Origin of the sequence: Pseudomonas sp. GZD-222, from assembly GCF_049310525.1 — a bacterium.
GTDB lineage: Bacteria > Pseudomonadota > Gammaproteobacteria > Pseudomonadales > Pseudomonadaceae > Aquipseudomonas.
Map to the genome: position 1 here is coordinate 1 of NZ_JBMOWO010000001.1, position 22,634 is coordinate 22,634.

Here is a 22,634-nt window from a genome sequence, read left to right on the forward strand (position 1 = left end):
ATTGCGGTCCGTCAGTTACATCGCATCGCGGGGCAAGCCCGCTCCCACTGGCCCACTGGTTCGGCAACCACAAAACACCAGACCAAAAAAAACCACCCCGCAGGGTGGTCTCAGGCTTGCGTACGCTTAAACGAAAGCCTGCGGCGCTACACCGCGAGGCAAGCGGCAGCGATCAGGCTGGGCGGCCAGGCGTGCACGCCAGTTGGCCTTGAAGCAGAATGGCGCTGCTTTGACCTGGCTGGCCTGGCGCTGCTTGCGCAGTTCTGCCAACGATGGAGTGGCCTTCTTTACCGGGGCGGCATCAACCTTGACCAGCGAGCGCTGGCACGATTTGCAATCGACCTGGTCGGCGTCAGAAGTGCTGCTGAGGTTATTGCCATTGCGACCGCAAGCGACCGAGTCGTTGCTGATTGAGTAGTGCATTACCAAAACTGTACATCTCCACACATATGAACAAAAGCGCCGGTATTTTCGCATAGGTTGGCAGTGGATGCGGCGCTAACCTTCATCTTCGCTGGCCACTAAGGTGTCCAGTCCACGGCATGCTCTTCAAGGTAGGCATCTACCGCGGCGCCAACCGTTGGCTGGAAAATATCCCGGCCAATATGGTCGAGGACTTCCAGGCGCTGGAGCTTGTCCTTGACCGGGTCTTTCATTTCGGCAAAGCGCAGTTCGATGTTGGCCGCACGCAGTGACTGTTCAAGCTCCACCAGCATATCCGCCGAGGTAACGTCGACACTGGTGACCGGTTCTGCAGCCACGACAACTCGGCGCACTTCGGTCGCAGAATTGGCGATAGCCTCCATCACAGACTTCTGGAACAACTCGGCATTGGCGAAGAATAGCGGTGCATCCCAGCGAAACAGCACCAGGCCAGGCACCAGGCGGGCTCTGGGGTAGCGGGAGATGTCGTGATAGCCACGGATCCCGTCGACGCGACCGAGCACGGTGTAATGCGGACGCCAACCATCCCAGAGAAACTCGATCACCGCGATGACAACCGCCAGCCCAATGCCCGGGACGGCACCGAGTACCACCACGCCGACAAAGCAGGTAATCGATAGCCAGCACTCCCAGCGCTGGATGCGGTAGATGCGCTTCAGGTCCTTGATCTCGAACAAACCAATGGCGGCTGCGATCACCACGGCAGCAAGCGCGCTGTTAGGCAGGTGCTGTAGCAGGTTGGGGGCAAACAGCAGCAACACCGCTACCCCCAAGGCGGCAAACACACCGGTGAGTTGAGTGCGCGACCCGGCCGCTTCGGCGACCGGTGTACGCGAGGAACTGCTGCTGACGGGAAAACCCTGGAACAACCCCGTTGCCAGATTGGCGACGCCCAGGCCGACCATTTCCTGGTTCGGGTCGACAGGTGTACGGGTCTTGGCTGCATAAGTGCGAGAGAGCACGCTGGTATCGGCGAACGACACCAGGGCGACGGCAATGCCACCGATCAGCACCGTGACCAGGTCTTCAGCGCGCAACCAGGGCACCACGAAACCGGGTAAGCCTTGTGGCGTAGCGCCCAGTACCTTGACGCCGTCACGGGCGTCGAGGCCGAGGCTGCCCACCACCAGGGTCGCTGCGACCACACCAATCAGGATCGCCGGCACGCGCCTGACGCGCTCGAGCCCAAGGATCAACGCCAGGGTCGCAGCGCCGATGGCGAAGGCGACCCAGTTGGCCTGGCCTGCCAACAGCGCGTGAGCCAGTTCCATGACATCGGCCAGGGGGCCGGTGCTTTGCACGGAGATGTCGAACAACTTGGGCGTCTGGCTGATCAGTACGGTGAAGGCAATACCGTTCATGTAGCCGTAGCGAATGGGCTTGGACAGCAGCTCGGTGATGAAACCCAGACGCAGCAAGCCCGCAGCAATACACACCAGCCCGGAAACCAGGGCCATTGCGCTGGCCAGGGTAATGGCCCGTAGAGGATCGCCAGCGGACAATGGCAGCACCACGGCAAGAATGATTGCGGCCAGCGCCGAGTCGGGTCCGAGTACCAGAATGCGGCTTGGTCCGAACAAGGCATAGACCAACAGCGGCACGATGCTCGCGTACAGTCCGAAGATACCCGGCACACCAGAAGCTTCGGCATAGGCGATACCCACCGGTACCAGCATGGTGGTCAGCACCAGGCCGGCCAGCAGGTCTTTCGGCAGATCGCCCATCTGGTAGCTTCGCAGCACCTGCAACCCGGGCAGCCAGCGTCGCCAGTGGTGCCGGGTGGCGGCGCTGGGGTGTTCCGGGAGTTGGTTCATGCCGTGCTCCTTGCTGTCCCTGGGCCGATAATGCGCTTATTTAAGTACGCCCGGCATCAAGGCCTGAGCCTGCGTGTGGCTAGCTGTCGCCAGGTTGAGCATGTATCCGCCGAGACGTCAGGTTCAAACACCACTTGCGGCACATCCCGCAGGCGAATCCACGGCTCATGCTGCCATTGCAACAGGCTCAGCGAATGTCCGCCCCAATCCAGCTGGCCAATTCGCGGAACGTCCTGCGCGATTAGATCCTGCCTTTCCCTTAATACCGCGATCACCTCATAGGTCAGCCAGCGCCTCAGGTTGCGATTCTCGGGAATGTAATGATGGGCCAGCACGGTGTAAGCGCCAGACTCGCTGATCATCACCGTTTCACGGTACTCGCCGTAACGCAACAATGACAGGGTCCGCTGCTGATCCGGATCAAGCTTGCGCACGATGTGGTCGTCCACATAGCGGCCTACCAGGCGGCCCAGTTCGCGGGCGCTGAACCAGGCCTGGGAGTCGAGCCAGAGGGCGTGGAGAGGGCGGTTGTGGCGGGAGAAGCGTAGCGGTTCATAGCGTTCGGTCATGGCTGACCTCGGCTGGAGCAGTAAGCGTTGAACAGGCGAGCCGCGTCTGCGAAAGGCCTGCGCGCGTGAGCGTCGGTAGGCATTTCCTATACCTCTGTGTGATGTCAGCCTGGTAAGGGCTGGGTGTCGGGAGCTAAGAAACCCCACACAGCGGGCCGGACATATTTCCCTTTCGGGTCTTGTATTAGCCCACTCCCGACATGACAGAGTGTTTTTTGCGCGCAGCAGTAAACCACAGGCACAAAAATGCCGCATCTGTCGGGAGCGGGCGAGCCGCTGTGTGAGCGTTTCTTAGGCGCCAAGCAGTACCGTAAGGAGGTTGGGGCAGAGGGTCAATCACTGCCGTGTAGTCCATTTCTGAATTTGCAAATTCACGCCACAGGCTCGACTGCCTCCACCCCGCGCTTGCTCCGGCTGCGGTTCCAGCGCATCAGTACGATTTGAACCACCTTGTTCCAGCAATATCCCACCACCACCCCTCCGACGATAGCGAGGATTACCGAGAACGCCGGCTGATCGAAGATACGCCGGGCCACGGACTGGAACTGGAAATGGGTCAAGTAGATGTACAGGGTGGACGAGGCGATCAGTGCGCCTGCCTGTGCAATAGGGCCAGGCACGGCAACGGATTTCAGCCAGACCAGCAGGAGTATCGCCGGCAAGGCGATATCGATGTGCTTGTTCTGCAACCATTGCTGCCAGCCCAAGTCGGCAATGGCCAGAGTATCCAGGCCACCGATAACCACCACAGCCATCACACTGGCGCCCCACTTCTGCGTGGTCGATTCGGCATAGTGAATGGCCATGCCGAGCACCATCACCGCCAGGTAGTGCTGCGGCACCCGGTTGTACAGTGGCGCAGCGTCGAACACCCACAGGTTGAGCAGAACATCCGCCACCAGCAGTGCGCAGGCGGCGGTTAGCAGGCAGCGAAACGGATCGGCCATGATCACGGTGCGAACCCGTTTGATCGACAGAACCAGCCCGATGATCAGCAGCATCTGCACCAGCACTTCGATGTACCAATAGTAAAAAGGACCGATGAGATCCGGCGGATACCAGTTGGAAATCAGCAGCAGCGATTGCCAGTGAATCCTGTCGAACAGGCACTGCGTCAGCACGGTGTAAAGCAGGGTCGGCACAGCGATGCTGGCAACGGATTTGACCAGCATCCGGGCGTCCCCGCGCTCATCGATGGCCTTGAACTGAAACCTCGCCAGGGCGATGCCGGAGATCAGAAACAGCACCGTGGTCTCGCCGCCAATCAACCAGTTCGAAAACACATGCAAATGCCCGATGACGATCAGGATGATGGAGACCACCCGCAGCAATACCGGAACTTCCATGGCCCGCAGTGACAGCGCTGACGCCTTGGGCTGCTTGGTCAGCTCGGCCAGTTCCCGTACGGGTGTGGTTTCCCAGCGATCCGGCAGACGGCCGATCAGCGTTTCGAGCACCATTGACGCCTGAACATAGGACAACGAGTCGCCACCCAGCTCCACGAAGGTCAGGTTGGCATCGACGTGGGGCACCTGGAGTATTTTCGCCCAGGCCTCGGTCAGTTTCTGTGCCTGCGGTGACAAGTCATGCCGGGTACCGGCGGTTGCAGTGGTGTTGTCGAACACCGCAGGCAACGCCCGCTTGTCGATCTTGCCATTGGGGGTGAGCGGGATGGCCTCGAGGAACACGAACAACGCCGGCACCATATAGTCCGGAAGCTGGCCAGCGAGCGCCTCGCGCAATTGGGCCGACGCCACGGGCTGTTGTGCCACGCAATAGGCGACCAGTCGAATCATCGGGGCGTCATGGTTGGCCAGTACCACGCATTGCTTGATTCGCGGCTGCCGGGTGATAGCGCTTTCGATTTCAGCCAGTTCGATGCGATGGCCGCGTATCTTCACCTGGCTGTCGGCACGTCCGAGAAACTTGACGTTGCCATCTGGAAGATAGGTGCCCAGGTCGCCGGTGCGGTAACAGATATCGCCTTGGGCACCGGTAAACGGGTTGACCACGAACTTTTCCCCGGTCAACGCGCTGTCACCCCAGTAGCCCAGCGACAGATAGGGGCTGCGGATCAGGATCTCTCCGACTTCGCCTTCACCGACCAGTTGATTGGCGTCGTTCACCACCAGCAATTGCGCGCCATCAATGCCTTTGCCCAGCGGGATGCCTGCATTGTCGGTTTGCCCATCAACTTGATGGAACGCCATGGCCTGCGGGGTTTCCGTCGTACCGTAGAAGTTCACACTGATGGCATCCGGCGCAACGGCGCGCATCTGCTCGTACAGCGCAGGGCTGAGCGCATCCCCGCCCCAGAACAGATAGCGCAGGCGATTGAACACCTGCCCGTTCATCCTCGCCCCGCTTTCAATCAACTTGCCCAGCGGCGGCGTGAGGTGAATGACGGATACCTCATGCCTGTGTATCCACTCTGCCAGGGCCGCGGGGTTTATCAGGGTCGACTGCGCGGGACAGAAGATCGTTGCGCCAATCGACAGCGGTGTGAACACATCGCGGTACACCGGGTCATGTCCCAGCCCCGACAACAGAGAAAAGCAGTCGCCCTGGGTAAATCCATGGCGGCGGACATGCCACTCGATGAAATGCACCAGTGGCGCGTGATGGGTCACGATGCCCTTGGGTTCGCCGGTGCTACCCGAGGTGAAGGTGATATAGGCCGGACGCTCGGGGTCCACTTCCGGCAGGACTGTCTGCGTACAGGCGAACTGCCTCAGCGAATTGGCGGGCGCCTCCGGCACCCTGACGACCTGTGGCAACCCATGGGAGTGTTCGAGATTGGCGTCACCGCACAGCAAGACAAAGGCCGGCTCGAGTGTGCGAATGATCTGGCCGATACGGGCAGGGGGATACGCGGCGTCGGCAATGGTAAAGGTCAATCCGGCCCGCAAGGCGCCGAGCATGGCATACACCAGCCCGGCACAGCGGCTCGAGACGATCACTACCCGGTCGGTTCCGTTGGCACCGTTTTCCAGCAGGAATGCCGCGATCCCCTGGCTGATCTGCTCAAGCTGGCCATAGCTGCAGGTGGCGTCTTGAGCGTTGATGGCTGTTGCATCAGGCGAGCGTCTTGCCTGTTGCAGAAAGTCCGCGAAGATCGGGCGCTCGGCACGATACTCCAGGTTCAGCGTCGGGTTTGGGCGCAGATCCGGCATGTTATCTGTTTGCTCCGCATGATCGGTACCACCAGCGCCGTGCTTGCCGCAGGCTGGATACGTGAACGCTAGTGCACGCTCGCCGTCGGCGCCAATGCCGAAGGCCCGAGCAAGGCCGAAAATCGCAAGCCGCGGCCATAAAAAAAGGCCGCCTTGCGGTAGCCTCTTTATGGGAGAACACGAGCGGACGATCAGTCCCAGCTCAATGCGCCACCGGTCTGATACTCGATAACCCGCGTCTCGAAGAAGTTCTTCTCTTTCTTCAAGTCCATGATTTCGCTCATCCATGGGAACGGGTTGGTGGTACCTGGGTACTCTTCTTTCAAGCCGATCTGCGACAGGCGACGGTTGGCGATGAACTTGAGGTAGTCCTCCATCATCGCTGCGTTCATGCCCAGTACGCCGCGCGGCATGGTGTCGCGAGCGTATTCGATTTCCAGCTGGGTGCCCTGCAGGATCATCTGCGAGGCTTCTTCCTTCATCTCGGCATCCCACAGGTGCGGGTTTTCGATCTTGATCTGGTTGATCACGTCGATACCGAAGTTCAGGTGCATGGATTCGTCACGCAGGATGTACTGGAACTGCTCGGCAACGCCGGTCATCTTGTTGCGGCGACCCATGGACAGGATCTGGGTGAAGCCGCAGTAGAAGAAGATGCCTTCCAGAACGCAGTAGTAGGCGATCAGGTTGCGCAGCAGCTCTTTGTCGGTCTCGACGGTACCGGTGTTGAACTCCGGGTCGGAGATCGCGCGGGTGTAGCTCAGGCCCCAGGCGGCTTTCTTCGCAACCGACGGGATCTCGTGGTACATGTTGAAGATCTCGCCTTCATCCATGCCCAGCGATTCGATGCAGTACTGGTAGGCGTGGGTGTGGATCGCCTCTTCGAACGCCTGGCGCAGGATGTACTGGCGGCATTCCGGGTTGGTGATCAGGCGGTACACGGCCAGGGCCAGGTTGTTGGCAACCAGGGAGTCGGCGGTGGAGAAGAAGCCCAGGTTGCGCATGACGATGCGACGCTCGTCGTCGGTCAGGCCTTCCGGGTTTTTCCACAGGGCGATGTCCGCGGTCATGTTGACCTCTTGCGGCATCCAGTGGTTGGCACAACCGTCCAGGTACTTCTGCCAGGCCCAGTCGTATTTGAAAGGTACCAGCTGGTTGAGGTCGGCGCGGCAGTTGATCATGCGCTTTTCGTCAACCGCAACACGGGCAGCGGAGCCTTCCAGCTCAGCCAGGCCTTCGGCGATGTCGAGTTGGTCCAGGGCAGCCTTGGCACGCTTGACGGCGTCCGAGTCATCGGCAGTCACGGCGCGGGCTTCCAGGGCGGCTACACCGCCGGCGTTATCAAGCTTGTCGATGCCTGCGGCAGCAGCTTGAGTGGCGGTTGCGCCTTTGGCGGCTTCTTCGCCTTCGTCTTTATCGAATTCGTCCCAGCTCAGCATGGTGGGTCTCCTGCTTGAGGGCCATGATCAGTATGGCCGATGGATCTTGGTTGCGGTGCTTGCGGTTAGGTACTGCGGTGCACGCAAAACTTGGAATGCTTCCGGAGGTGGTTCCTCGCGGAGGAGGGCCGAGGGATCCCGGACCTTTTTGTCTGACGCTGTGAAGGAGGGGCTGCTGGCGCTATCGCGGGGCAAGCCCGCTCCTACAGGGAGCGTGAGGCGCCACCCTTGGTGGGGCGGCGCCTTTTAGCGACTTACTGGCAGGCTTCGCAATCCGGCTCGTCGATAGCGCAAGCCTTAGGCACTGGCGCTGGGCCGGCTGCCTGGATCGGCGCGCTGTCGCCACCGCTGGAAACGGCGTTGAGCTTGCCGGTGTTGATGGTCGATTTCTCGGTGCTGGTCGCGGCCAGGGCACGGAGGTAGTAGGTGGTTTTCAGACCACGGTACCAGGCCATGCGGTAGGTCACGTCGAGTTTCTTGCCCGAAGCGCCGGCGATGTACAGGTTCAGCGACTGGGCCTGGTCGATCCACTTCTGACGGCGGCTGGCGGCGTCGACGATCCACTTGGTTTCCACTTCGAACGCGGTGGCGTACAGATCTTTGAGTTCCTGCGGGATGCGCTCGATCTGCTGTACCGAACCGTCGTAGTACTTCAGGTCGTTGATCATGACCGAGTCCCAAAGGCCACGGGCCTTGAGGTCGTGAACCAGGTACGGGTTGATCACGGTGAATTCGCCCGACAGGTTCGATTTCACATACAGGTTCTGGTAGGTCGGCTCGATGGACTGCGATACGCCGGTGATGTTGGCGATGGTCGCGGTCGGCGCGATGGCCATGATGTTCGAGTTACGAATACCTTTCTGTACGCGAGCACGTACTGGTGCCCAGTCCAGGGTCTCGTTCAGGTCGACGTCGATGTACTTCTGGCCACGGGCTTCGATCAGGATCTGTTGCGAATCCAGTGGCAGGATGCCTTTGGACCACAGCGAACCCTGGAAGGTCTCGTAGGAACCACGCTCGTCAGCCAGGTCACAGGAGGCCTGGATGGCGAAGTAGCTGACCGCTTCCATCGACTTGTCGGCGAACTCGACGGCAGCGTCGGAGCCGTAAGGGATGTGCTGCAGGTACAGTGCATCCTGGAAGCCCATGATGCCCAGGCCGACCGGACGGTGCTTGAGGTTCGAGTTACGCGCTTGCGGCACCGAGTAGTAGTTGATGTCGATCACGTTGTCGAGCATGCGCACGGCGGTGTTGACGGTGCGTTGCAGCTTGGCGGTGTCCAGCTTGCCGTCGACGATGTGGTTCGGCAGGTTGATCGAGCCCAGGTTGCAGACCGCGATCTCGTCCTTGTTGGTGTTCAGGGTGATCTCGGTGCACAGGTTCGAGCTGTGGACCACACCAACGTGCTGCTGCGGCGAACGCAGGTTGCACGGATCCTTGAAGGTCAACCATGGGTGGCCGGTCTCGAACAGCATCGAGAGCATCTTGCGCCACAGGTCTTTGGCCTGGATGGTCTTGAACACCTTGATCTTGTTGTACTCGGTCAGGGCTTCGTAGTACTCGTAGCGCTCTTCGAAGGCCTTGCCGGTCAGGTCGTGCAGATCAGGTACTTCGTTCGGCGAGAACAGGGTCCACTTGCCGTCATCGAAGACGCGCTTCATGAACAGGTCAGGGATCCAGTTGGCGGTGTTCATGTCGTGGGTACGACGACGGTCATCACCGGTGTTCTTGCGCAGTTCGATGAATTCTTCGATGTCCAGGTGCCAGGTTTCCAGGTAGGCACAGACAGCGCCTTTGCGCTTGCCGCCCTGGTTGACCGCTACGGCGGTGTCGTTGACCACTTTCAGGAAGGGTACGACACCCTGGGATTTACCGTTGGTGCCCTTGATGTAGGAGCCTAGTGCACGCACAGGGGTCCAGTCGTTGCCCAGGCCACCGGCGAATTTCGACAGCATGGCGTTGTCGTGGATCGCGTGGTAGATGCCCGACAGGTCGTCCGGCACGGTGGTCAGGTAGCAGCTCGACAGCTGTGGACGCAGGGTACCGGCGTTGAACAGGGTCGGGGTCGAAGCCATGTAGTCGAAGGACGACAGCAGGTTGTAGAACTCGATCGCACGGGCTTCTTTGTTTTTCTCTTCCAGCGCCAGGCCCATGGCCACACGCATGAAGAACACCTGAGGCAGTTCGAAACGTACGCCATCCTTGTGGATGAAGTAACGGTCGTAGAGGGTCTGCAGGCCCAGGTAGGTGAACTGCTGGTCGCGCTCGTGGTTGATCGCCTTGCCCAGCTTTTCCAGGTCGAAGTCGGCCAGGGCCGGGTTCAGCAGTTCGAACTCGACGCCTTTGGCAACGTAGGCCGGCAGGGCCTTGGCGTACAGCTCGGCCATTTCGTGGTGGGTGGCGCTGTCGGCCACGCCGAGGAAGCCCAGGCCTTCGGCACGCAGGGTGTCCATCAGCAGGCGGGCGGTGACGAACGAGTAGTTCGGCTCGCGCTCGACCAGGGTACGGGCGGTCATCACCAGGGCGGTGTTGACGTCCTTGATGGCCACGCCGTCATAGAGGTTCTTCAGGGTTTCGCGCTGGATCAGGTCGCCATCGACTTCGGCCAGGCCTTCGCAGGCCTCGGTGATGATGGTGTTCAGACGGTTCATGTCCAGTGGTGCGAAGCTGCCGTCAGCCAGGGTGATGCGGATGCTTGGGTGCGGCTGTACGTTGGCGTCTTCGGCGTGAACACGGGTAGCACGCTCTTTGGCGCGCTGGTCGCGGTAGATCACGTAGTCGCGGGCAACTTTCTGCTCGCCGGCACGCATCAGGGCCAGTTCGACCTGGTCCTGGATCTCTTCGATGTGGATAGTGCCGCCCGATGGCATGCGACGCTTGAAGGTCGCGGTAACCTGTTCGGTCAGGCGGGCAACGGTGTCGTGGATACGCGACGAGGCAGCGGCGGTGCCGCCTTCAACTGCGAGGAACGCCTTGGTGATGGCCACGGTGATCTTGTCGTCGGTGTAGGCGACGACAGTGCCATTGCGCTTGATCACACGCAGTTGGCCTGGGGCGGTAGCAGCCAGATCCTGATTCGAATCAGCGGCCTGCGGCGCCAAAGCCAGCGGGTTCTCGCGAGTTGTGTCGGTTTGCATGGGTGTCTCCACGTTCTCTATGTTTGTTTAGGCGCTTTGTGGGCGCCAGCCGTTCCGTCCGAAAGCTCAACAACCGACGCTGACGACACACGGGAACACGACGTTCCGGCATGCCGGACAGGCCGGGCATACTCACTTCGGGACAGAGCAGGAATAAAGGGGCAATTACTTGCCGCTCCCTGGCCGAAGTCAAAGGTTCTGAATCTACGACTCAAAACTGTTGCTGTACGGTGTGCCTATGGCTTGCAACACCCGTACCCGAAACAACACCCTCCGAGGGTTTGCAACGGACGCCTCCGCAGGAGCGGTTTGGCTGCTGAATGTTTCTAAAGTTCAAGCAAAAAAGCACTGAATCAGGGCTTGAGTTTTTTGCTCGACTTGTGCTTGGGAATCTCTTCAAAACCCAAGATGTAGTGTTTTGTTGCGATAGGGATACAAGATAATGCGGTCGCGGGGGTATTGCAAGGTCGTGCTCTGTGGATAACTTGTGGGTAGTTTGTGAGTGATTTTGCCTAAGGCCTTGTAGGCCGTGTCTTAGCGCCAGATGACCGTCTGTCACCCTTTTTTTCACTCACCAAGGTTATCTTGCCGCACATTTTGCGGCGCGCACCCTACCACAAATCCGACAGCCTTCCGAACAATCTACCCTGTGGTTTATTGCCACTTGTGGCGATGGTTGGCAGGCGACGGTGCTCGACGTAGTATCCGGGGCCGATGTTGCCTTTTGGTGAACCACCACCCAGGGCACGCTTTAATAAAAACAAGCTGTAGAGGTGAACCGTGGAGCAGCAGCGCAGTCAGGTGTTGATCGTCGAGGATGACCAGCGTTTGGCCGATCTGACCCGTGAGTACCTGCAGGCCAACGGCTTTGATGTCCAGGTCGAAGGTGACGGTGCCAAGGCGGCGGCGCGGATTATTGCCGAGCAGCCGGACCTGGTCATTCTCGACCTGATGCTGCCCGGCGAAGACGGCCTGAGCATCTGCCGCAAGGTGCGCCAGCAATTTGCTGGTCCGATCCTCATACTTACCGCGCGCAGCGACGATCTCGATCAGGTTCAGGGCCTGGATCTGGGCGCCGACGATTACGTTTGCAAACCAGTGCGCCCACGCCTGTTGCTGGCGCGTATCACCGCGCTGCTGCGCCGCCGTGAGCCCGCCACTGAAAGCGAGCCGGTGCAGTGCCTGCAGTTCGGCCCGTTACGGGTGGACAATATCCTGCGTGAAGCCTGGCTTCGGGATAACGGTATCGAGTTGACCAGTGCAGAGTTCGACTTGCTGTGGCTATTGGTCAGCAACGCCGGACGTACCCTGTCCCGTGAAGAGATCTTCACCTCCCTGCGCGGGGTGGGCTATGACGGCCTGGACCGCTCCATAGATGTGCGTATTTCCAGGATTCGCCCGAAAATAGGTGACGATCCTGAACACCCACGGATGATCAAGACCATCCGCAGCAAAGGCTACCTGTTCGTGCGCGAGGCGGCTGAGGCCCTGGACCAGGCGCAATGAATTCGATTTTCCTGCGCATTTATGGCGGCATGCTCGCCGCCCTGGTGCTGGTGGCTGTGCTCGGGGTGTTGAGTGTGCACCTGCTTAACGAGGTACGCGCCGCTCAGTACCGCGAGCGCCTGGCCCACGGTACGTTCACCCTGATGGCCGACAACCTGGTGGCGCTGGGCGAGGTTGAGCGCAAGCGCAATCTATTGATCTGGGAACGCTTGCTGGGCATTCCGCTGGAGTTGCAATCCATGGCCGCCGCTGGCCTGGATGGCGGTCAGCGCAGCCAGCTGCAGCGTGGCCAGGTGCTGGTGGAAAAGACCGGTCCCCATGCGGCCCGGGTCATGCGTCAGATCGGTACCGAAGATCTGCTGCTGGTCGGCGAGGTCGAGCAGATCAGCGAACAGCTGGCGCGGGCAACGATTTACCTGCTGGCCGATGAACTGGTGCGCTACCCGATCGGTGAGCAACCCCGGCGTCTGGCCGAGATCAAGCAAAGCAAGGGGTTCGGTTTCGACCTGAGTCTACGGCGCATCGAACAGACCAACATGGACGAGGACCAGCGCCGGCGTGTCGATGAAGGCGATACCGTGATGGCTCTGGGCAAGGATGGCGACTCGATCCGCGTGGTCGCCGGTATGGTCGGTACGCCCTGGGTGCTGGAGATCGGCCCGCTCTACCAGATGAACCCCTATCCGCCACAACTGCTGGCGCTGATCGCGGTGCTCGGACTGTGCCTGATCGGCCTGATCGTCTATTTGCTGGTGCGTCAGCTGGAGCGGCGCCTGTCCGACCTTGAAGCCGCCGCCACGCGTATTGCCCTGGGCAGCCTGGAAACCCGCGTGGGCGCCGATGATGCCGATTCGGTCGGGCGTCTGGCTGCGGCCTTCAATCGCATGGCGGAGCATTTGCAGCGCTCGTTGGCGATCCAGCGTGAACTGGTACGGGCCGTTTCCCATGAACTGCGTACACCGGTGGCGCGGCTGCGCTTCGGGCTGGAAATGCTCGCCAGCGCGCGTGACGATCAAGCCCGGGAAAAGTATTTGAGCGGCATGGACGGCGATATTCAGGACCTGGACAAGCTGGTCGACGAGATGCTCACCTACGCCCGTCTCGAGCAGGGCTCCCCGGCTCTGCATTTTCAGCGGGTCGACCTGGATGCCTTGTTGGACCAGGTCATCACTGAGCTGGCGCCACTGCGCAGCGACGTCAAGGTTGTGCGCGGGCCGTGTCAGGGCGGTGAACCGGGCCCGGATGGGCAGGCTGGGCCATGGGTTGAAGCCGAGCCGCGCTACTTGCACCGGGCGGTGCAGAACCTGGTCAGCAACGCCATGCGCCATGCCGAGTCGCAGGTCAGCATCAGTTATCAGTTGGGCCTGCAGCGCTGCCGGATCGATGTTGAAGATGATGGTCCGGGCGTACCGGAAGATGTCTGGGACCGGATCTTCACCCCGTTTACCCGTCTTGATGACAGCCGCACGCGTGCGTCGGGTGGCCATGGCCTGGGTTTGTCTATCGTGCGGCGGATCATCTATTGGCATAAAGGCCGCGCCTCGGTCGGCCGCAGTGAGCGTCTGGGCGGCGCCTGCTTCAGCCTGAGCTGGCCGCGCAATCAGGAGCAGGAATGAGTGCCAGTCTGCCGCTTGAGCAGGTACTGGCACCGGCACGCTTCGATGCTTTGCTGCTTGGGCTGTATGGCCCCGAACTGATGCCCGTCCAGCGCCCGGTATTGGTGTCGCAGTGGTCCAAGTACTACTTTGCAGCGGTGTGGCAGACGCTGCTTGGCGGATCCGTGCTGCCGGTATTCGCCGCCACCCGGATTGCACTGGATGACCGCGGCCTGCCATTAACGCTGACAGGACAGGGCGCAGGCTGTGAAGGGCTGGAGGCGATTCTCGAACAGCACCTGCAGCCAGTGGTGTCGCGGCTCGCTGCGTTGGGCGCGGTGGCGCCGGGGATACTCTGGGGCAATGCCGGGGATTGCCTGGATCAAGCGCTGCAGCGCGTCGAGGTTGATGGCGGTGAATTGTCCAGCTTGCTCACCTGGCCCGACAGTCCCCTCTATGCCGCCGTCGGCCTGGATGCCTCAGGCAATCGCCGTCGGCGAGTCTGCTGCCTCAGCTATAAGGTGGACTGGGTCGGACACTGTGAGCACTGTCCGTTACCGAGCTGAAACTCAGACGCTGACCAGACTCAGCAACTGGTCACCCTGCAAGCAGAACTGCCCATCCAGTTCCCGTCCCTTATGCCACTGCGCCGACAGGTCGGTCAGCAGGCGCAGGCGCGCGTGGCCGTCTGCGGACCATTCCAGCACTTCGGCGTGCTCAAAGTAGAAACGCTGCTGGACGATAGGGTAGAGCGCCTTGAACAGGCTTTCCTTGAGCGAGAAGGTCAGGGTGACGGTCAGGCCGGTTTGCCCGGCGTCCATCCTGTGCAGCTCGGCCTCGGTAAGAATCTCCCGGGCCAGGCGTTCGGCACGTTCATCACTGAGTAGGCTTTCCTGGTCCAGGCCCAGCCCCTGGCAATCGCTGCTGCGCGCCACCACGGCTGCAGCCCAGCCTTTGCCGTGGGTGATCGAACCGCTGATGCCGGCGGGCCAGATCGGCGAGCGGTCTTCATGGGTGCCAGGGATGTACTCGCGACCATCCAGACGCTGCAAGGCCGCGCGGGCACATACGCGACCGGCCAGGTACTCGGCCTGACGCTTGGCCACCGAGCGCTGCAGGCTGGGTGTCTGCTCGATGCCAGCACAGGCGAAGTCGTCGCTGGCCAGCAGGGCAGGGTCAAAGGCGCAACTGACCAGCTCTGCGCCGCTGACCGCAAGCGGCAGGGGCCAGTGGTGCAGCAGTGGGGCGCAGCAGGTGGGGTGTCGGTTCATGGGCGCTATTGTGCCGTGGCTGTCGGGGGCTTGCCAGTGCAGCTGTTCAGCTCAGGTTCAGGCAGGGTTCAGCGGCTGTTCAGGACGACTTGCTTACTCTGGCTTCAACACCCAAACGGCACATTCGCCAGGAGTAAACATTATGAAAGCGCTCAACACCCTGTTCCTCGCCGTAGCCTTTTTCGGCGCCAGTGCTGCCGTCCAGGCCGCCGACACCACGTTCGCCGGTGTCACCTACGGCCAGACCAGCGACAAGATCAAAAAATCCGGCTTGCTGAGCAGCAACACCGACCACCTGAACACCGACGGTATCATCAGCAAGGACGGAACCTGGGGCGTACGCGTTGGCCAGATGAACGACCAGGGCCGCTACTACCTCACCTATGACAACGTCTCCAATGACCACAGCGGCCTGAAGATGCGTCAGGAAAACCTGCTGGGCAGCTATGACCTGTTCTATCCGCTGGGCACCAGCACCAAGCTGTTCGGCGGTGCCAGCGCCGGCCTGACCAAGCTCAGCCAGGAGTCATCCGGTTATAGCCGCGACACCGACACCGGCTACGCGATCGGTTTGCAAGCAGGCCTGCTGCAGCAAGTCACCGACAATGCCTCGGTCGAACTGGGCTACCGTTACCTGCGCAGCAACGCCAGCACCGAGCTTGCCGAGCACGGCGGCTCGAAAGTCGGCACCCTGCGCCTGGACAGCAGCGCGCAAACCTACCTGTCGGCCAACTACGCATTCTGACCTGCTGATGAGGATGTTCGAACCGGCCTGCAAGCGCATGGCCGGTTCGCTGTTATTCTGCATGGGGTTGATGTTGCGCCGGAGCCTGGATCTCCGGCACGGGTAGGGAGGAACCTATGAAACTGCTGGTGGTTGAGGATGAGGCGCTGTTGCGTCATCACTTGTACAGTCGCTTGAGCGAAAGTGGACACGTGGTTGAAGCGGTGCCTGACGCCGAAGAGGCGTTGTACCAGGCCGAGCAGTTCAACCATGACCTGGCGGTGATCGACCTCGGCCTGCCGGGCATGAGCGGGCTGGACCTGATTCGGCAATTGCGCTCCCTGGGCAAGAGTTTCCCCATTCTGATCCTCACCGCACGGGGCAACTGGCAGGACAAGGTCGAAGGGCTGGCGGCGGGGGCTGACGATTATGTGGTCAAACCTTTCCAGTTCGAAGAGCTGGAGGCACGTCTCAATGCCTTGCTGCGCCGCTCCAGCGGGTTTGTCCAGTCGACCATCGCGGCGGGGCCGTTGCTCCTGGACCTGAACCGCAAGCAGGCCAGCCTCGATGATCAGCCGTTGGCGCTGACCGCCTATGAATACCGCATCCTTGAGTATTTGATGCGCCATCATCAGCAGGTGGTGGCCAAGGACCGCCTGATGGAGCAGCTTTACCCCGATGACGATGAGCGCGACCCGAATGTGATCGAGGTGCTGGTTGGCCGCCTGCGCCGCAAGCTTGAAGGCAACAACGGCTTCAAGCCTATCGATACGGTGCGTGGGTTGGGGTATCTGTTTACCGAGCGCTGCCGATGATTCGTTCGTTACGCCTGCGCCTGATGCTGGCAGCCGCGCTGCTGGCCTTGCTGTTCATGCTCGGCCTGCTGCCGGCCTTGCAGAAGGCCTTCAGCCTGGCTTTGCAGGAATCGATCGAAAAGCGCCTGGCGTCGGATGTCACCACCTTGATTTCCGCCGCGCGCATCGAGCACAACCAGTTGCAGATGCCCGCGCTGCTGCCTGACGAAAAGTACAACCTGCCGGACAGCCGTCTGCTCGGCTATATCTATGATCGCCAGGGCAATCTGGTCTGGCGCTCGCGGGCTACGGCCGATGAAAACATCAACTACACCCCGCGTTATGACGGACGAGGCAACGAGTTTGCGCGGATTCGCCAGGCCGATGGCGAAGAGTTCTTTGTCTATGACGTCGAGGTCAAGCTATTGGGCGGCAAGACGGCGGCGTTCAGCATCGTCGCCCTGCAACCGGTGCGCGAATACCAGCATACCCTCGACGGCTTGCGCGAACGCCTGTACCTGGGCTTCGGTGCGGCGTTGCTGGCCTTGCTGGTGCTGCTCTGGGCCGGTCTGACCTGGGGGCTGCGTTCACTGCGGCAGTTGAGTCGCGAGCTGGACGATGTCGAGTCCGGTGCCCGCGACGGGCTCAGTGCCGAACATCCACGTGAGCTGCTGCGTCTGACCGGCTCACTGAACCGCCTGCTGCGCAGTGAACGTGAGCAGCGGCAACGCTACCGCGATTCGCTGGGAGACCTTGCCCATAGCCTGAAAACCCCGTTGACCGTGCTCCAGGGTGTCAGTGAGAGCATGGGCCAGCGCCGCCAAGACCGTGAGCAGGCGCGCATTCTGCAAAGCCAGATCGAACGCATGAGCCAGCAGATCGACTACCAGTTGCAACGCGCCAGCCTGCGCAAAAGTGGTCTGGTGCGTCACCAGGTGGCCTTGCAGCCGGTGCTGGAAAGCCTGTGCAGCACTCTGGCCAAGGTGTACCGCGACAAACAGGTGAAGATCAGCCTGGACCTTCCCGAATCGGCTGTAGTGCCCATGGAGCAGGGCGCCTTGCTCGAGTTGCTCGGCAACCTCCTGGAAAACGCTTACCGCCTGTGCCTGAGCCAGGTCCGTATCAGCCTGCGTAGCGGGCCGACAGAGGTCGAGCTGTGTGTCGAGGACGACGGTCCTGGCGTACCCCCGGACCAACGCGAACGTATCCTCCAGCGTGGCGAGCGCCTTGACCGGCAGAACCCGGGGCAGGGCATCGGGCTGGCAGTGGTCAAGGACATTATCGAAAGCTACGACGCCAGCCTGACCCTCGATGACTCGCCGCTGGGCGGTGCGGCCTTTCGTATTCGCTTCAGCCTGGACTGAGTCGCCATCCCTTGGGCGGATTACCGCCATCCTAAACCCTTTGCAAAAGATGTCGGGCGGAAATCCGCCAATCCGCTCGGCATAGTTGCTACCTCTTTGTGCAGAGAACCCCCGTAAATACGGGGCTTGCACCGTTAAAGCGCACGTTGGCATCGGGCTTGCTATTGACCTGACAGAGTTCTGCCAGGCAGCTCGACACAACAAATCCCTCCAGTGCAGGAGGGTTCGCGCTTTAGGTACCCCTCGCGTCCTGGGAAGGATCGGGCCGGTACACTTGAGGAAATAGCCATGACGACGCGTCAGCCACTGTACAAATCGCTGTATATCCAGGTGTTAGTAGCGATCACCATCGGTATCCTGCTGGGCCATTTCTACCCTGAGACCGGGGTAGCTCTCAAACCGCTGGGTGACGGCTTCGTCAAACTGATCAAAATGGTCATCGCCCCGATCATCTTCTGCACCGTGGTCAGCGGTATCGCTGGCATGCAGAGCATGAAGTCGGTGGGCAAGACCGGTGGCTACGCGCTGCTGTACTTCGAAATTGTCTCGACCATTGCCCTGATCATCGGTCTGGTGGTGGTCAACGTGGTCAAGCCGGGCGCCGGCATGCACATCGATGTCAGCACCCTGAACGCCAGCAGCGTGGCTGCCTATGCCGCCGCCGGCGCACAGCAGACCACCGTGGGCTTCCTGCTCAACATCATCCCTAACACCGTGGTCGGTGCCTTCGCCAACGGCGACATCCTGCAAGTGCTGATGTTCTCGGTGATCTTCGGTTTCGCCCTGCATCGTCTGGGTGCCTACGGCAAGCCGCTGCTGGACCTGATCGACCGTTTTGCCCATGTCATGTTCAACATCATCAACATGATCATGAAGCTGGCGCCGGTCGGTGCCTTCGGTGCCATGGCCTTCACCATCGGCCAGTACGGCGTGGGCTCGCTGGTGCAGCTGGGCTACCTGATGGCCTGCTTCTATGTCACCTGCGTGCTGTTCATCCTCGTGGTTCTCGGTGGTATCGCCCGTGCTCACGGCTTCAGCGTTCTCAAGCTGATCCGCTACATCCGTGAAGAACTGATGATCGTGCTGGGTACCTCGTCTTCCGAGTCGGCGCTGCCACGCATGCTGGCCAAGATGGAGCGTCTGGGCGCGAAGAAGTCTGTGGTGGGTCTGGTGATCCCGACCGGCTACTCGTTCAACCTTGACGGTACCTCGATCTACCTGACCATGGCTGCGGTGTTCATCGCTCAGGCCACCGATACCACCATGGACATCACTCACCAGATCACCCTGCTGCTGGTGCTGCTGGTGGCCTCCAAAGGTGCTGCTGGCGTGACCGGCTCGGGCTTCATCGTCCTCGCAGCGACCCTGTCCGCTGTTGGCCACCTGCCGGTTGCCGGTCTGGCGCTGATTCTCGGTATCGACCGCTTCATGTCCGAAGCCCGCGCCCTGACCAACCTGATCGGTAACGCCGTGGCGACCGTGGTGGTGGCCAAGTGGGTCAATGAGCTGGACGAAGACAAACTGCGCACCGAGTTGGACTCTGGTGGTTCGCCGTTGGTTGATACCCGTCCGATGGATGATCTGGGCGTGGCTGAAGGCCCGGCTCGATAATGAGAAAGCCCATCTTCGGATGGGCTTTTTTTTGTGCATGTCGCGGGGCAAGCCCGCTCCCACAGTGATTGTGAACATCCTGTGGGAGCGGGCTTGCCCCACGATGCGTTTGTCACTCCACCCGCGTCTCCCCGCTGTACACCAGGGTGCTTCGGCAACGTCGACACAGGTAGCGCCGCCCCTGGCGCACCAGGCTGTGGCGTTGCGCCGAGAACGGGAAGTCGCTGCCAGCGCACGGGCAGCGATAGATGTAGCGCGTCACCGTGCGGCGTTTGACTGCATAGTTGTGGCAACGGTTGGGCGGCAGTTCATACACGCCGCGCATGATCAGTTGCCATTCTTCGCCGTGCGGCTGGATGCGGTCGCCAAACAGTTGATGGGCCACCAGGTGCGCGACCTCGTGGGCCACGGTCTGTTTGAGAAAGTCTTCGCTGTTTTCGCGGTACAGCTGCAGGTTGAAGCGCAGCAGGTTTTCGTGCAGATGGGCGACACCGGCCTTCTGTCCGCGCAGCTTGAAGCTGACTTCAGGGCGAGGGAAGGGGCGTTTGAAAAAGGATTCGGCTTGCTGGTAACAGGTTTCGACGCGAGATTTGAGCAGTTCGGGCATATCGGGGAACACTCCTGGCCGACAATTATGCCGCAACCGTCGCGGCGTTGCCGAGCCACCTGTCAGCGCACAGCATCAGGCCGCCTTTGCGGCGGCCTGATGGTTACTGCGCCTATGTTGCTGCTTTTCTAATAGATGATTCTAGTTGGTATAGACAGGCCCCACGCCTAGTCCCCAAACGATCACGGTGAAGGCCATGATGGCTACCAGCACCACCAGGCCGACCGCCAGTACCGAACTCGAGAACAGGAAGCCTTCATCCGAAGGAATGTTCATGAAGGTCGGCAGGCCGACATAGAGCAGATAAACCGTGTAGCACACGGCTGCCGTGCCGACGACCATCCCCAGCCACAGGTGGGGGTAGAGCGCCGCCAGGCCGCCCACGAACAGCGGCGTTGCGGTGTAAGTGGCAAATGCGATGCAGCGCGCCATGCTCGGATTGGCGTCGTAGGTACGCGCCATCCAGTGGATGAACGCGCCCATTACCGCGACCCCGGCCAGCATGGCCAGGTACGACATGATGGTCATCCATAACGCGCTTTCCTGGGTCAGCATGACCGGGGCGCGATCGCCGATGACCCAGCCGACCTGGGTTGTGCCGATAAACGCTGACACGGCGGGGATAGCCGCCAGTATCAGTGTGTGGGTCAGGTACATGTGGCTGATGCTTTCTTCCTCGCCACGGATTTCTTTCCATTCTTGGTCAGGATGGGTAAACAGCCCCAGAACGTGATGGATCATGCCAGTCACTCCTTCCGTTGTTGCCATCGCCCCCCAGAGGAGCGCTTGCGACCCCAAGTAATAGGGGCCAGAGGATCGAGGTCACGGTTGCTGTGGCCTTATGTCGCAGTATAGGAAGGAGTTAGCCGCTCAAAGCCGGCTTTTTAGAGCAAATCGCGCTGTCAGCGGCCCGGCTAATCACCTTGCAGTCTTTATCGGATTGGCCTACGCCTGGCAGCGGTTTGTGCGTAAAATATGCCGCTTTTGTCACACCTCGCGGATTCCAAGCGCTATGGGCACCCTTTCGGTCAACCAGAACAAACTGCAAAAACGCCTGCGTCGTCTCGCTGGCGAAGCCATCACCGACTTCAACATGATCGAAGACGGTGACAAGGTCATGGTCTGCCTGTCCGGCGGCAAAGACAGCTACACCATGCTCGATGTTCTGCTGTACCTGCAGAAAGTGGCGCCGATCAAGTTCGAGATCGTCGCGGTGAACATGGACCAGAAGCAACCGGGCTTCCCCGAGCACGTGCTGCCGGCCTACCTCAAGGCCCTGGGCGTCGAGTACCACATCGTCGAGAAAGACACCTACTCGGTGGTCAAGGAGCTGGTCCCGGAAGGCAAGACCACCTGCTCGCTGTGCTCGCGCCTGCGTCGCGGCACCCTCTACACCTTTGCCGACGAGATCGGCGCGACCAAAATGGCCCTGGGTCATCACCGCGACGACATCGTCGAGACTTTCTTCCTCAACATGTTCTTCAACGGCACCCTCAAGGCCATGCCGCCGAAGCTGCGCGCCGATGATGGCCGTAACGTGGTGATCCGTCCGCTGGCCTACTGCAGCGAGAAGGACATCCAGGCCTACTCGGACCTGAAAGAATTCCCGATCATTCCGTGCAACCTCTGTGGCTCGCAGGAAAACCTGCAGCGTCAGGTGGTCAAGGACATGCTGGTGGAGTGGGAGCGCAAAACCCCGGGCCGTACCGAGAGCATCTTCCGCGGCCTGCAGAACGTGGTGCCGTCGCAGCTGGCCGACCGCAACCTGTTCGACTTCGTCAATCTCAAGATCGACGACACCGCTCCGCCACGTTTTCTCGACGTGCTGAACATCTGACCGGCATGCGCGATTATCAATGGCTGCATGAGTACTGCCTGAACCGCTTTGGCTCCGCCCAGGCCCTGGAAGCGCACCTGCCACAGGCGAAAAGCGCCGAGCAGCTGCGTGCCATCAGCGCCGACCGCTACCTTTCGACCCTGGCCCTGCGCGTGTTCCGCGCTGGGCTCAAGCACAGCCTGGTGGATGCCAAGTGGCCAGCCTTCGAGCAGGTGTTCTTCGGTTTCGACCCGGAAAAGGTTGTGCTGATGGGCGCTGAACATCTGGAGCGGCTGATGCAGGACACGCGGATCATCCGCCACCTGGGTAAGCTCAAGAGCGTGCCGCGCAATGCGCAGATGATCCTCGACGTTGAAAAAGCGCAGGGCAGCTTTGCTGCTTTCATTGCCGACTGGCCGGTGACCGATATCGTCGGCCTGTGGAAGTACCTGGCCAAGCATGGCAACCAGTTGGGCGGGTTATCGGCACCGCGCTTCCTGCGCATGGTCGGCAAGGATACTTTCATCCCCACCGATGACATGAGCGCGGCGCTGATCGCCCAGGACATCATCGACAAGCCACCGACCAGCCAGCGCGATCTGGCGCTGGTGCAGGCGGCCTTCAATCAGTGGCATGCCGAGAGTGGCCGGCCACTGTGCCAGCTGTCGGTGATGCTGGCGCACACGGTCAATCATTGAGATAGATCGCGGGGCAAGCCCGCTCCCACAGAAGCCATCCCCAGCCCTGTGGGAGCGGGCTTGCCCCGCGAT

At 60.8% G+C, this 22,634-nt stretch carries 18 protein-coding genes; 9 read left to right on the top strand and 9 right to left on the bottom strand.

Annotated elements, in window-relative coordinates; all coding sequences use genetic code 11:
* Positions 1-126: 126 nt before the first annotated feature.
* The 6 genes from ACO6VD_RS00005 to ACO6VD_RS00030 all read right to left on the bottom strand — a co-directional run bounded on the left by ACO6VD_RS00005 (position 127) and on the right by ACO6VD_RS00030 (position 10,576).
* A complete protein-coding gene (locus ACO6VD_RS00005) occupies positions 127-423 on the bottom strand; it encodes a hypothetical protein (protein WP_400172903.1) in 297 nt (98 codons plus the stop codon).
* Between the two features lie 98 nt (positions 424-521).
* Positions 522-2,258 (bottom strand): SulP family inorganic anion transporter, encoded by a 1,737-nt coding sequence (locus tag ACO6VD_RS00010; protein ID WP_422416184.1) that lies wholly within the window; start codon positions 2,256-2,258, stop codon positions 522-524.
* Positions 2,259-2,314: 56 nt separating this feature from the next.
* Positions 2,315-2,827 carry a Bro-N domain-containing protein gene (locus ACO6VD_RS00015; protein ID WP_422416185.1) on the bottom strand — a complete coding sequence of 171 codons (513 nt, stop codon included), beginning with the start codon at positions 2,825-2,827 and terminating at the stop codon, positions 2,315-2,317.
* Positions 2,828-3,198: 371 nt separating this feature from the next.
* Positions 3,199-6,000 carry an amino acid adenylation domain-containing protein gene (locus ACO6VD_RS00020; RefSeq protein WP_422416186.1) on the bottom strand — a complete coding sequence of 934 codons (2,802 nt, stop codon included), beginning with the start codon at positions 5,998-6,000 and terminating at the stop codon, positions 3,199-3,201.
* Between the two features lie 191 nt (positions 6,001-6,191).
* Positions 6,192-7,439 carry a ribonucleotide-diphosphate reductase subunit beta gene (locus ACO6VD_RS00025; RefSeq protein WP_274293483.1) on the bottom strand — a complete coding sequence of 416 codons (1,248 nt, stop codon included), beginning with the start codon at positions 7,437-7,439 and terminating at the stop codon, positions 6,192-6,194.
* Positions 7,440-7,693: 254 nt separating this feature from the next.
* Positions 7,694-10,576 (bottom strand): ribonucleoside-diphosphate reductase subunit alpha, encoded by a 2,883-nt coding sequence (locus tag ACO6VD_RS00030; protein WP_422416187.1) that lies wholly within the window; start codon positions 10,574-10,576, stop codon positions 7,694-7,696.
* A gap of 780 nt (positions 10,577-11,356) precedes the next feature.
* On the opposite strand from ACO6VD_RS00030, the gene ACO6VD_RS00035 reads away from it, so the two are divergent.
* Genes ACO6VD_RS00035 through fhuF form a run of 3 tightly spaced genes read left to right on the top strand, consistent with a single transcriptional unit; the run spans position 11,357 to position 14,243 of the window.
* Entirely contained in the window at positions 11,357-12,082 is a 726-nt protein-coding gene (locus ACO6VD_RS00035; protein WP_422416188.1) for a response regulator, read from the top strand.
* A complete protein-coding gene (locus ACO6VD_RS00040) occupies positions 12,079-13,698 on the top strand; it encodes an ATP-binding protein (RefSeq protein WP_422416189.1) in 1,620 nt (539 codons plus the stop codon). Before ACO6VD_RS00035 ends, ACO6VD_RS00040 begins: the two co-directional genes overlap by 4 nt.
* The gene (fhuF, locus tag ACO6VD_RS00045) at positions 13,695-14,243 is read left to right on the top strand and encodes a siderophore-iron reductase FhuF (protein WP_422416190.1); all 549 of its coding nucleotides are present in this window, start codon (positions 13,695-13,697) and stop codon (positions 14,241-14,243) included. The genes ACO6VD_RS00040 and fhuF overlap by 4 nt, the downstream gene beginning before the upstream one ends.
* 3 nt (positions 14,244-14,246) lie before the next feature.
* Here fhuF and ACO6VD_RS00050 read toward each other — a convergent pair whose 3' ends face one another.
* Positions 14,247-14,948, bottom strand: coding sequence for a 4'-phosphopantetheinyl transferase family protein (locus tag ACO6VD_RS00050; protein ID WP_422416191.1), 702 nt, complete (start codon positions 14,946-14,948; stop codon positions 14,247-14,249).
* Positions 14,949-15,090: 142 nt separating this feature from the next.
* Here ACO6VD_RS00050 and ACO6VD_RS00055 point away from each other — a divergent pair, with 142 nt between their 5' ends.
* The 4 genes from ACO6VD_RS00055 to ACO6VD_RS00070 all read left to right on the top strand — a co-directional run bounded on the left by ACO6VD_RS00055 (position 15,091) and on the right by ACO6VD_RS00070 (position 19,441).
* On the top strand, positions 15,091-15,693 hold the full coding sequence (locus ACO6VD_RS00055; RefSeq protein WP_400172894.1) for a hypothetical protein: 603 nt from the start codon (positions 15,091-15,093) through the stop codon (positions 15,691-15,693).
* A gap of 116 nt (positions 15,694-15,809) precedes the next feature.
* Positions 15,810-16,487, top strand: a complete 678-nt coding sequence (locus ACO6VD_RS00060) for a response regulator (RefSeq protein ID WP_400172893.1) — start codon at positions 15,810-15,812, stop codon at positions 16,485-16,487.
* Positions 16,484-17,830: an ATP-binding protein gene (locus ACO6VD_RS00065; protein ID WP_422416192.1), complete on the top strand. Its 1,347-nt coding sequence runs from the start codon at positions 16,484-16,486 to the stop codon at positions 17,828-17,830. The genes ACO6VD_RS00060 and ACO6VD_RS00065 overlap by 4 nt, the downstream gene beginning before the upstream one ends.
* Before the next feature lie 288 nt (positions 17,831-18,118).
* Positions 18,119-19,441, top strand: a complete 1,323-nt coding sequence (locus ACO6VD_RS00070) for a dicarboxylate/amino acid:cation symporter (RefSeq protein ID WP_400172891.1) — start codon at positions 18,119-18,121, stop codon at positions 19,439-19,441.
* A gap of 112 nt (positions 19,442-19,553) precedes the next feature.
* On the opposite strand, the gene ACO6VD_RS00075 is transcribed toward ACO6VD_RS00070, so the two are convergent.
* Both ACO6VD_RS00075 and ACO6VD_RS00080 read right to left on the bottom strand, forming a co-directional pair.
* Positions 19,554-20,048, bottom strand: coding sequence for a SprT family zinc-dependent metalloprotease (locus ACO6VD_RS00075; protein WP_422416193.1), 495 nt, complete (start codon positions 20,046-20,048; stop codon positions 19,554-19,556).
* A gap of 141 nt (positions 20,049-20,189) precedes the next feature.
* A complete protein-coding gene (locus ACO6VD_RS00080; RefSeq protein ID WP_400172889.1) occupies positions 20,190-20,789 on the bottom strand; it encodes a Yip1 family protein in 600 nt (199 codons plus the stop codon).
* Between the two features lie 271 nt (positions 20,790-21,060).
* On the opposite strand from ACO6VD_RS00080, the gene ttcA reads away from it, so the two are divergent.
* A complete protein-coding gene (gene ttcA, locus ACO6VD_RS00085; RefSeq protein WP_274293493.1) occupies positions 21,061-21,885 on the top strand; it encodes a tRNA 2-thiocytidine(32) synthetase TtcA in 825 nt (274 codons plus the stop codon).
* 5 nt (positions 21,886-21,890) lie between these two features.
* On the top strand, positions 21,891-22,562 hold the full coding sequence (locus tag ACO6VD_RS00090; RefSeq protein WP_422416194.1) for a DNA-3-methyladenine glycosylase I: 672 nt from the start codon (positions 21,891-21,893) through the stop codon (positions 22,560-22,562).
* Positions 22,563-22,634: the final 72 nt, after the last annotated feature.

Coding starts and splice junctions, on each gene's coding strand:
- ACO6VD_RS00010 (WP_422416184.1), bottom strand. CDS start 2,258: ATGAACCAACTCCCGGAACACCCCAGCGCCGCCACCCGGCACCACTGG.
- ACO6VD_RS00060 (WP_400172893.1), top strand. CDS start 15,810: ATGAAACTGCTGGTGGTTGAGGATGAGGCGCTGTTGCGTCATCACTTG.
- ACO6VD_RS00050 (WP_422416191.1), bottom strand. CDS start 14,948: ATGAACCGACACCCCACCTGCTGCGCCCCACTGCTGCACCACTGGCCC.
- ACO6VD_RS00015 (WP_422416185.1), bottom strand. CDS start 2,827: ATGACCGAACGCTATGAACCGCTACGCTTCTCCCGCCACAACCGCCCT.
- ACO6VD_RS00090 (WP_422416194.1), top strand. CDS start 21,891: ATGCGCGATTATCAATGGCTGCATGAGTACTGCCTGAACCGCTTTGGC.
- ACO6VD_RS00065 (WP_422416192.1), top strand. CDS start 16,484: ATGATTCGTTCGTTACGCCTGCGCCTGATGCTGGCAGCCGCGCTGCTG.
- ACO6VD_RS00020 (WP_422416186.1), bottom strand. CDS start 6,000: ATGCCGGATCTGCGCCCAAACCCGACGCTGAACCTGGAGTATCGTGCC.
- ACO6VD_RS00070 (WP_400172891.1), top strand. CDS start 18,119: ATGACGACGCGTCAGCCACTGTACAAATCGCTGTATATCCAGGTGTTA.
- ACO6VD_RS00030 (WP_422416187.1), bottom strand. CDS start 10,576: ATGCAAACCGACACAACTCGCGAGAACCCGCTGGCTTTGGCGCCGCAG.
- ACO6VD_RS00025 (WP_274293483.1), bottom strand. CDS start 7,439: ATGCTGAGCTGGGACGAATTCGATAAAGACGAAGGCGAAGAAGCCGCC.
- ttcA (WP_274293493.1), top strand. CDS start 21,061: ATGGGCACCCTTTCGGTCAACCAGAACAAACTGCAAAAACGCCTGCGT.
- ACO6VD_RS00055 (WP_400172894.1), top strand. CDS start 15,091: ATGAAAGCGCTCAACACCCTGTTCCTCGCCGTAGCCTTTTTCGGCGCC.
- ACO6VD_RS00005 (WP_400172903.1), bottom strand. CDS start 423: ATGCACTACTCAATCAGCAACGACTCGGTCGCTTGCGGTCGCAATGGC.
- ACO6VD_RS00075 (WP_422416193.1), bottom strand. CDS start 20,048: ATGCCCGAACTGCTCAAATCTCGCGTCGAAACCTGTTACCAGCAAGCC.
- ACO6VD_RS00040 (WP_422416189.1), top strand. CDS start 12,079: ATGAATTCGATTTTCCTGCGCATTTATGGCGGCATGCTCGCCGCCCTG.
- fhuF (WP_422416190.1), top strand. CDS start 13,695: ATGAGTGCCAGTCTGCCGCTTGAGCAGGTACTGGCACCGGCACGCTTC.
- ACO6VD_RS00080 (WP_400172889.1), bottom strand. CDS start 20,789: ATGATCCATCACGTTCTGGGGCTGTTTACCCATCCTGACCAAGAATGG.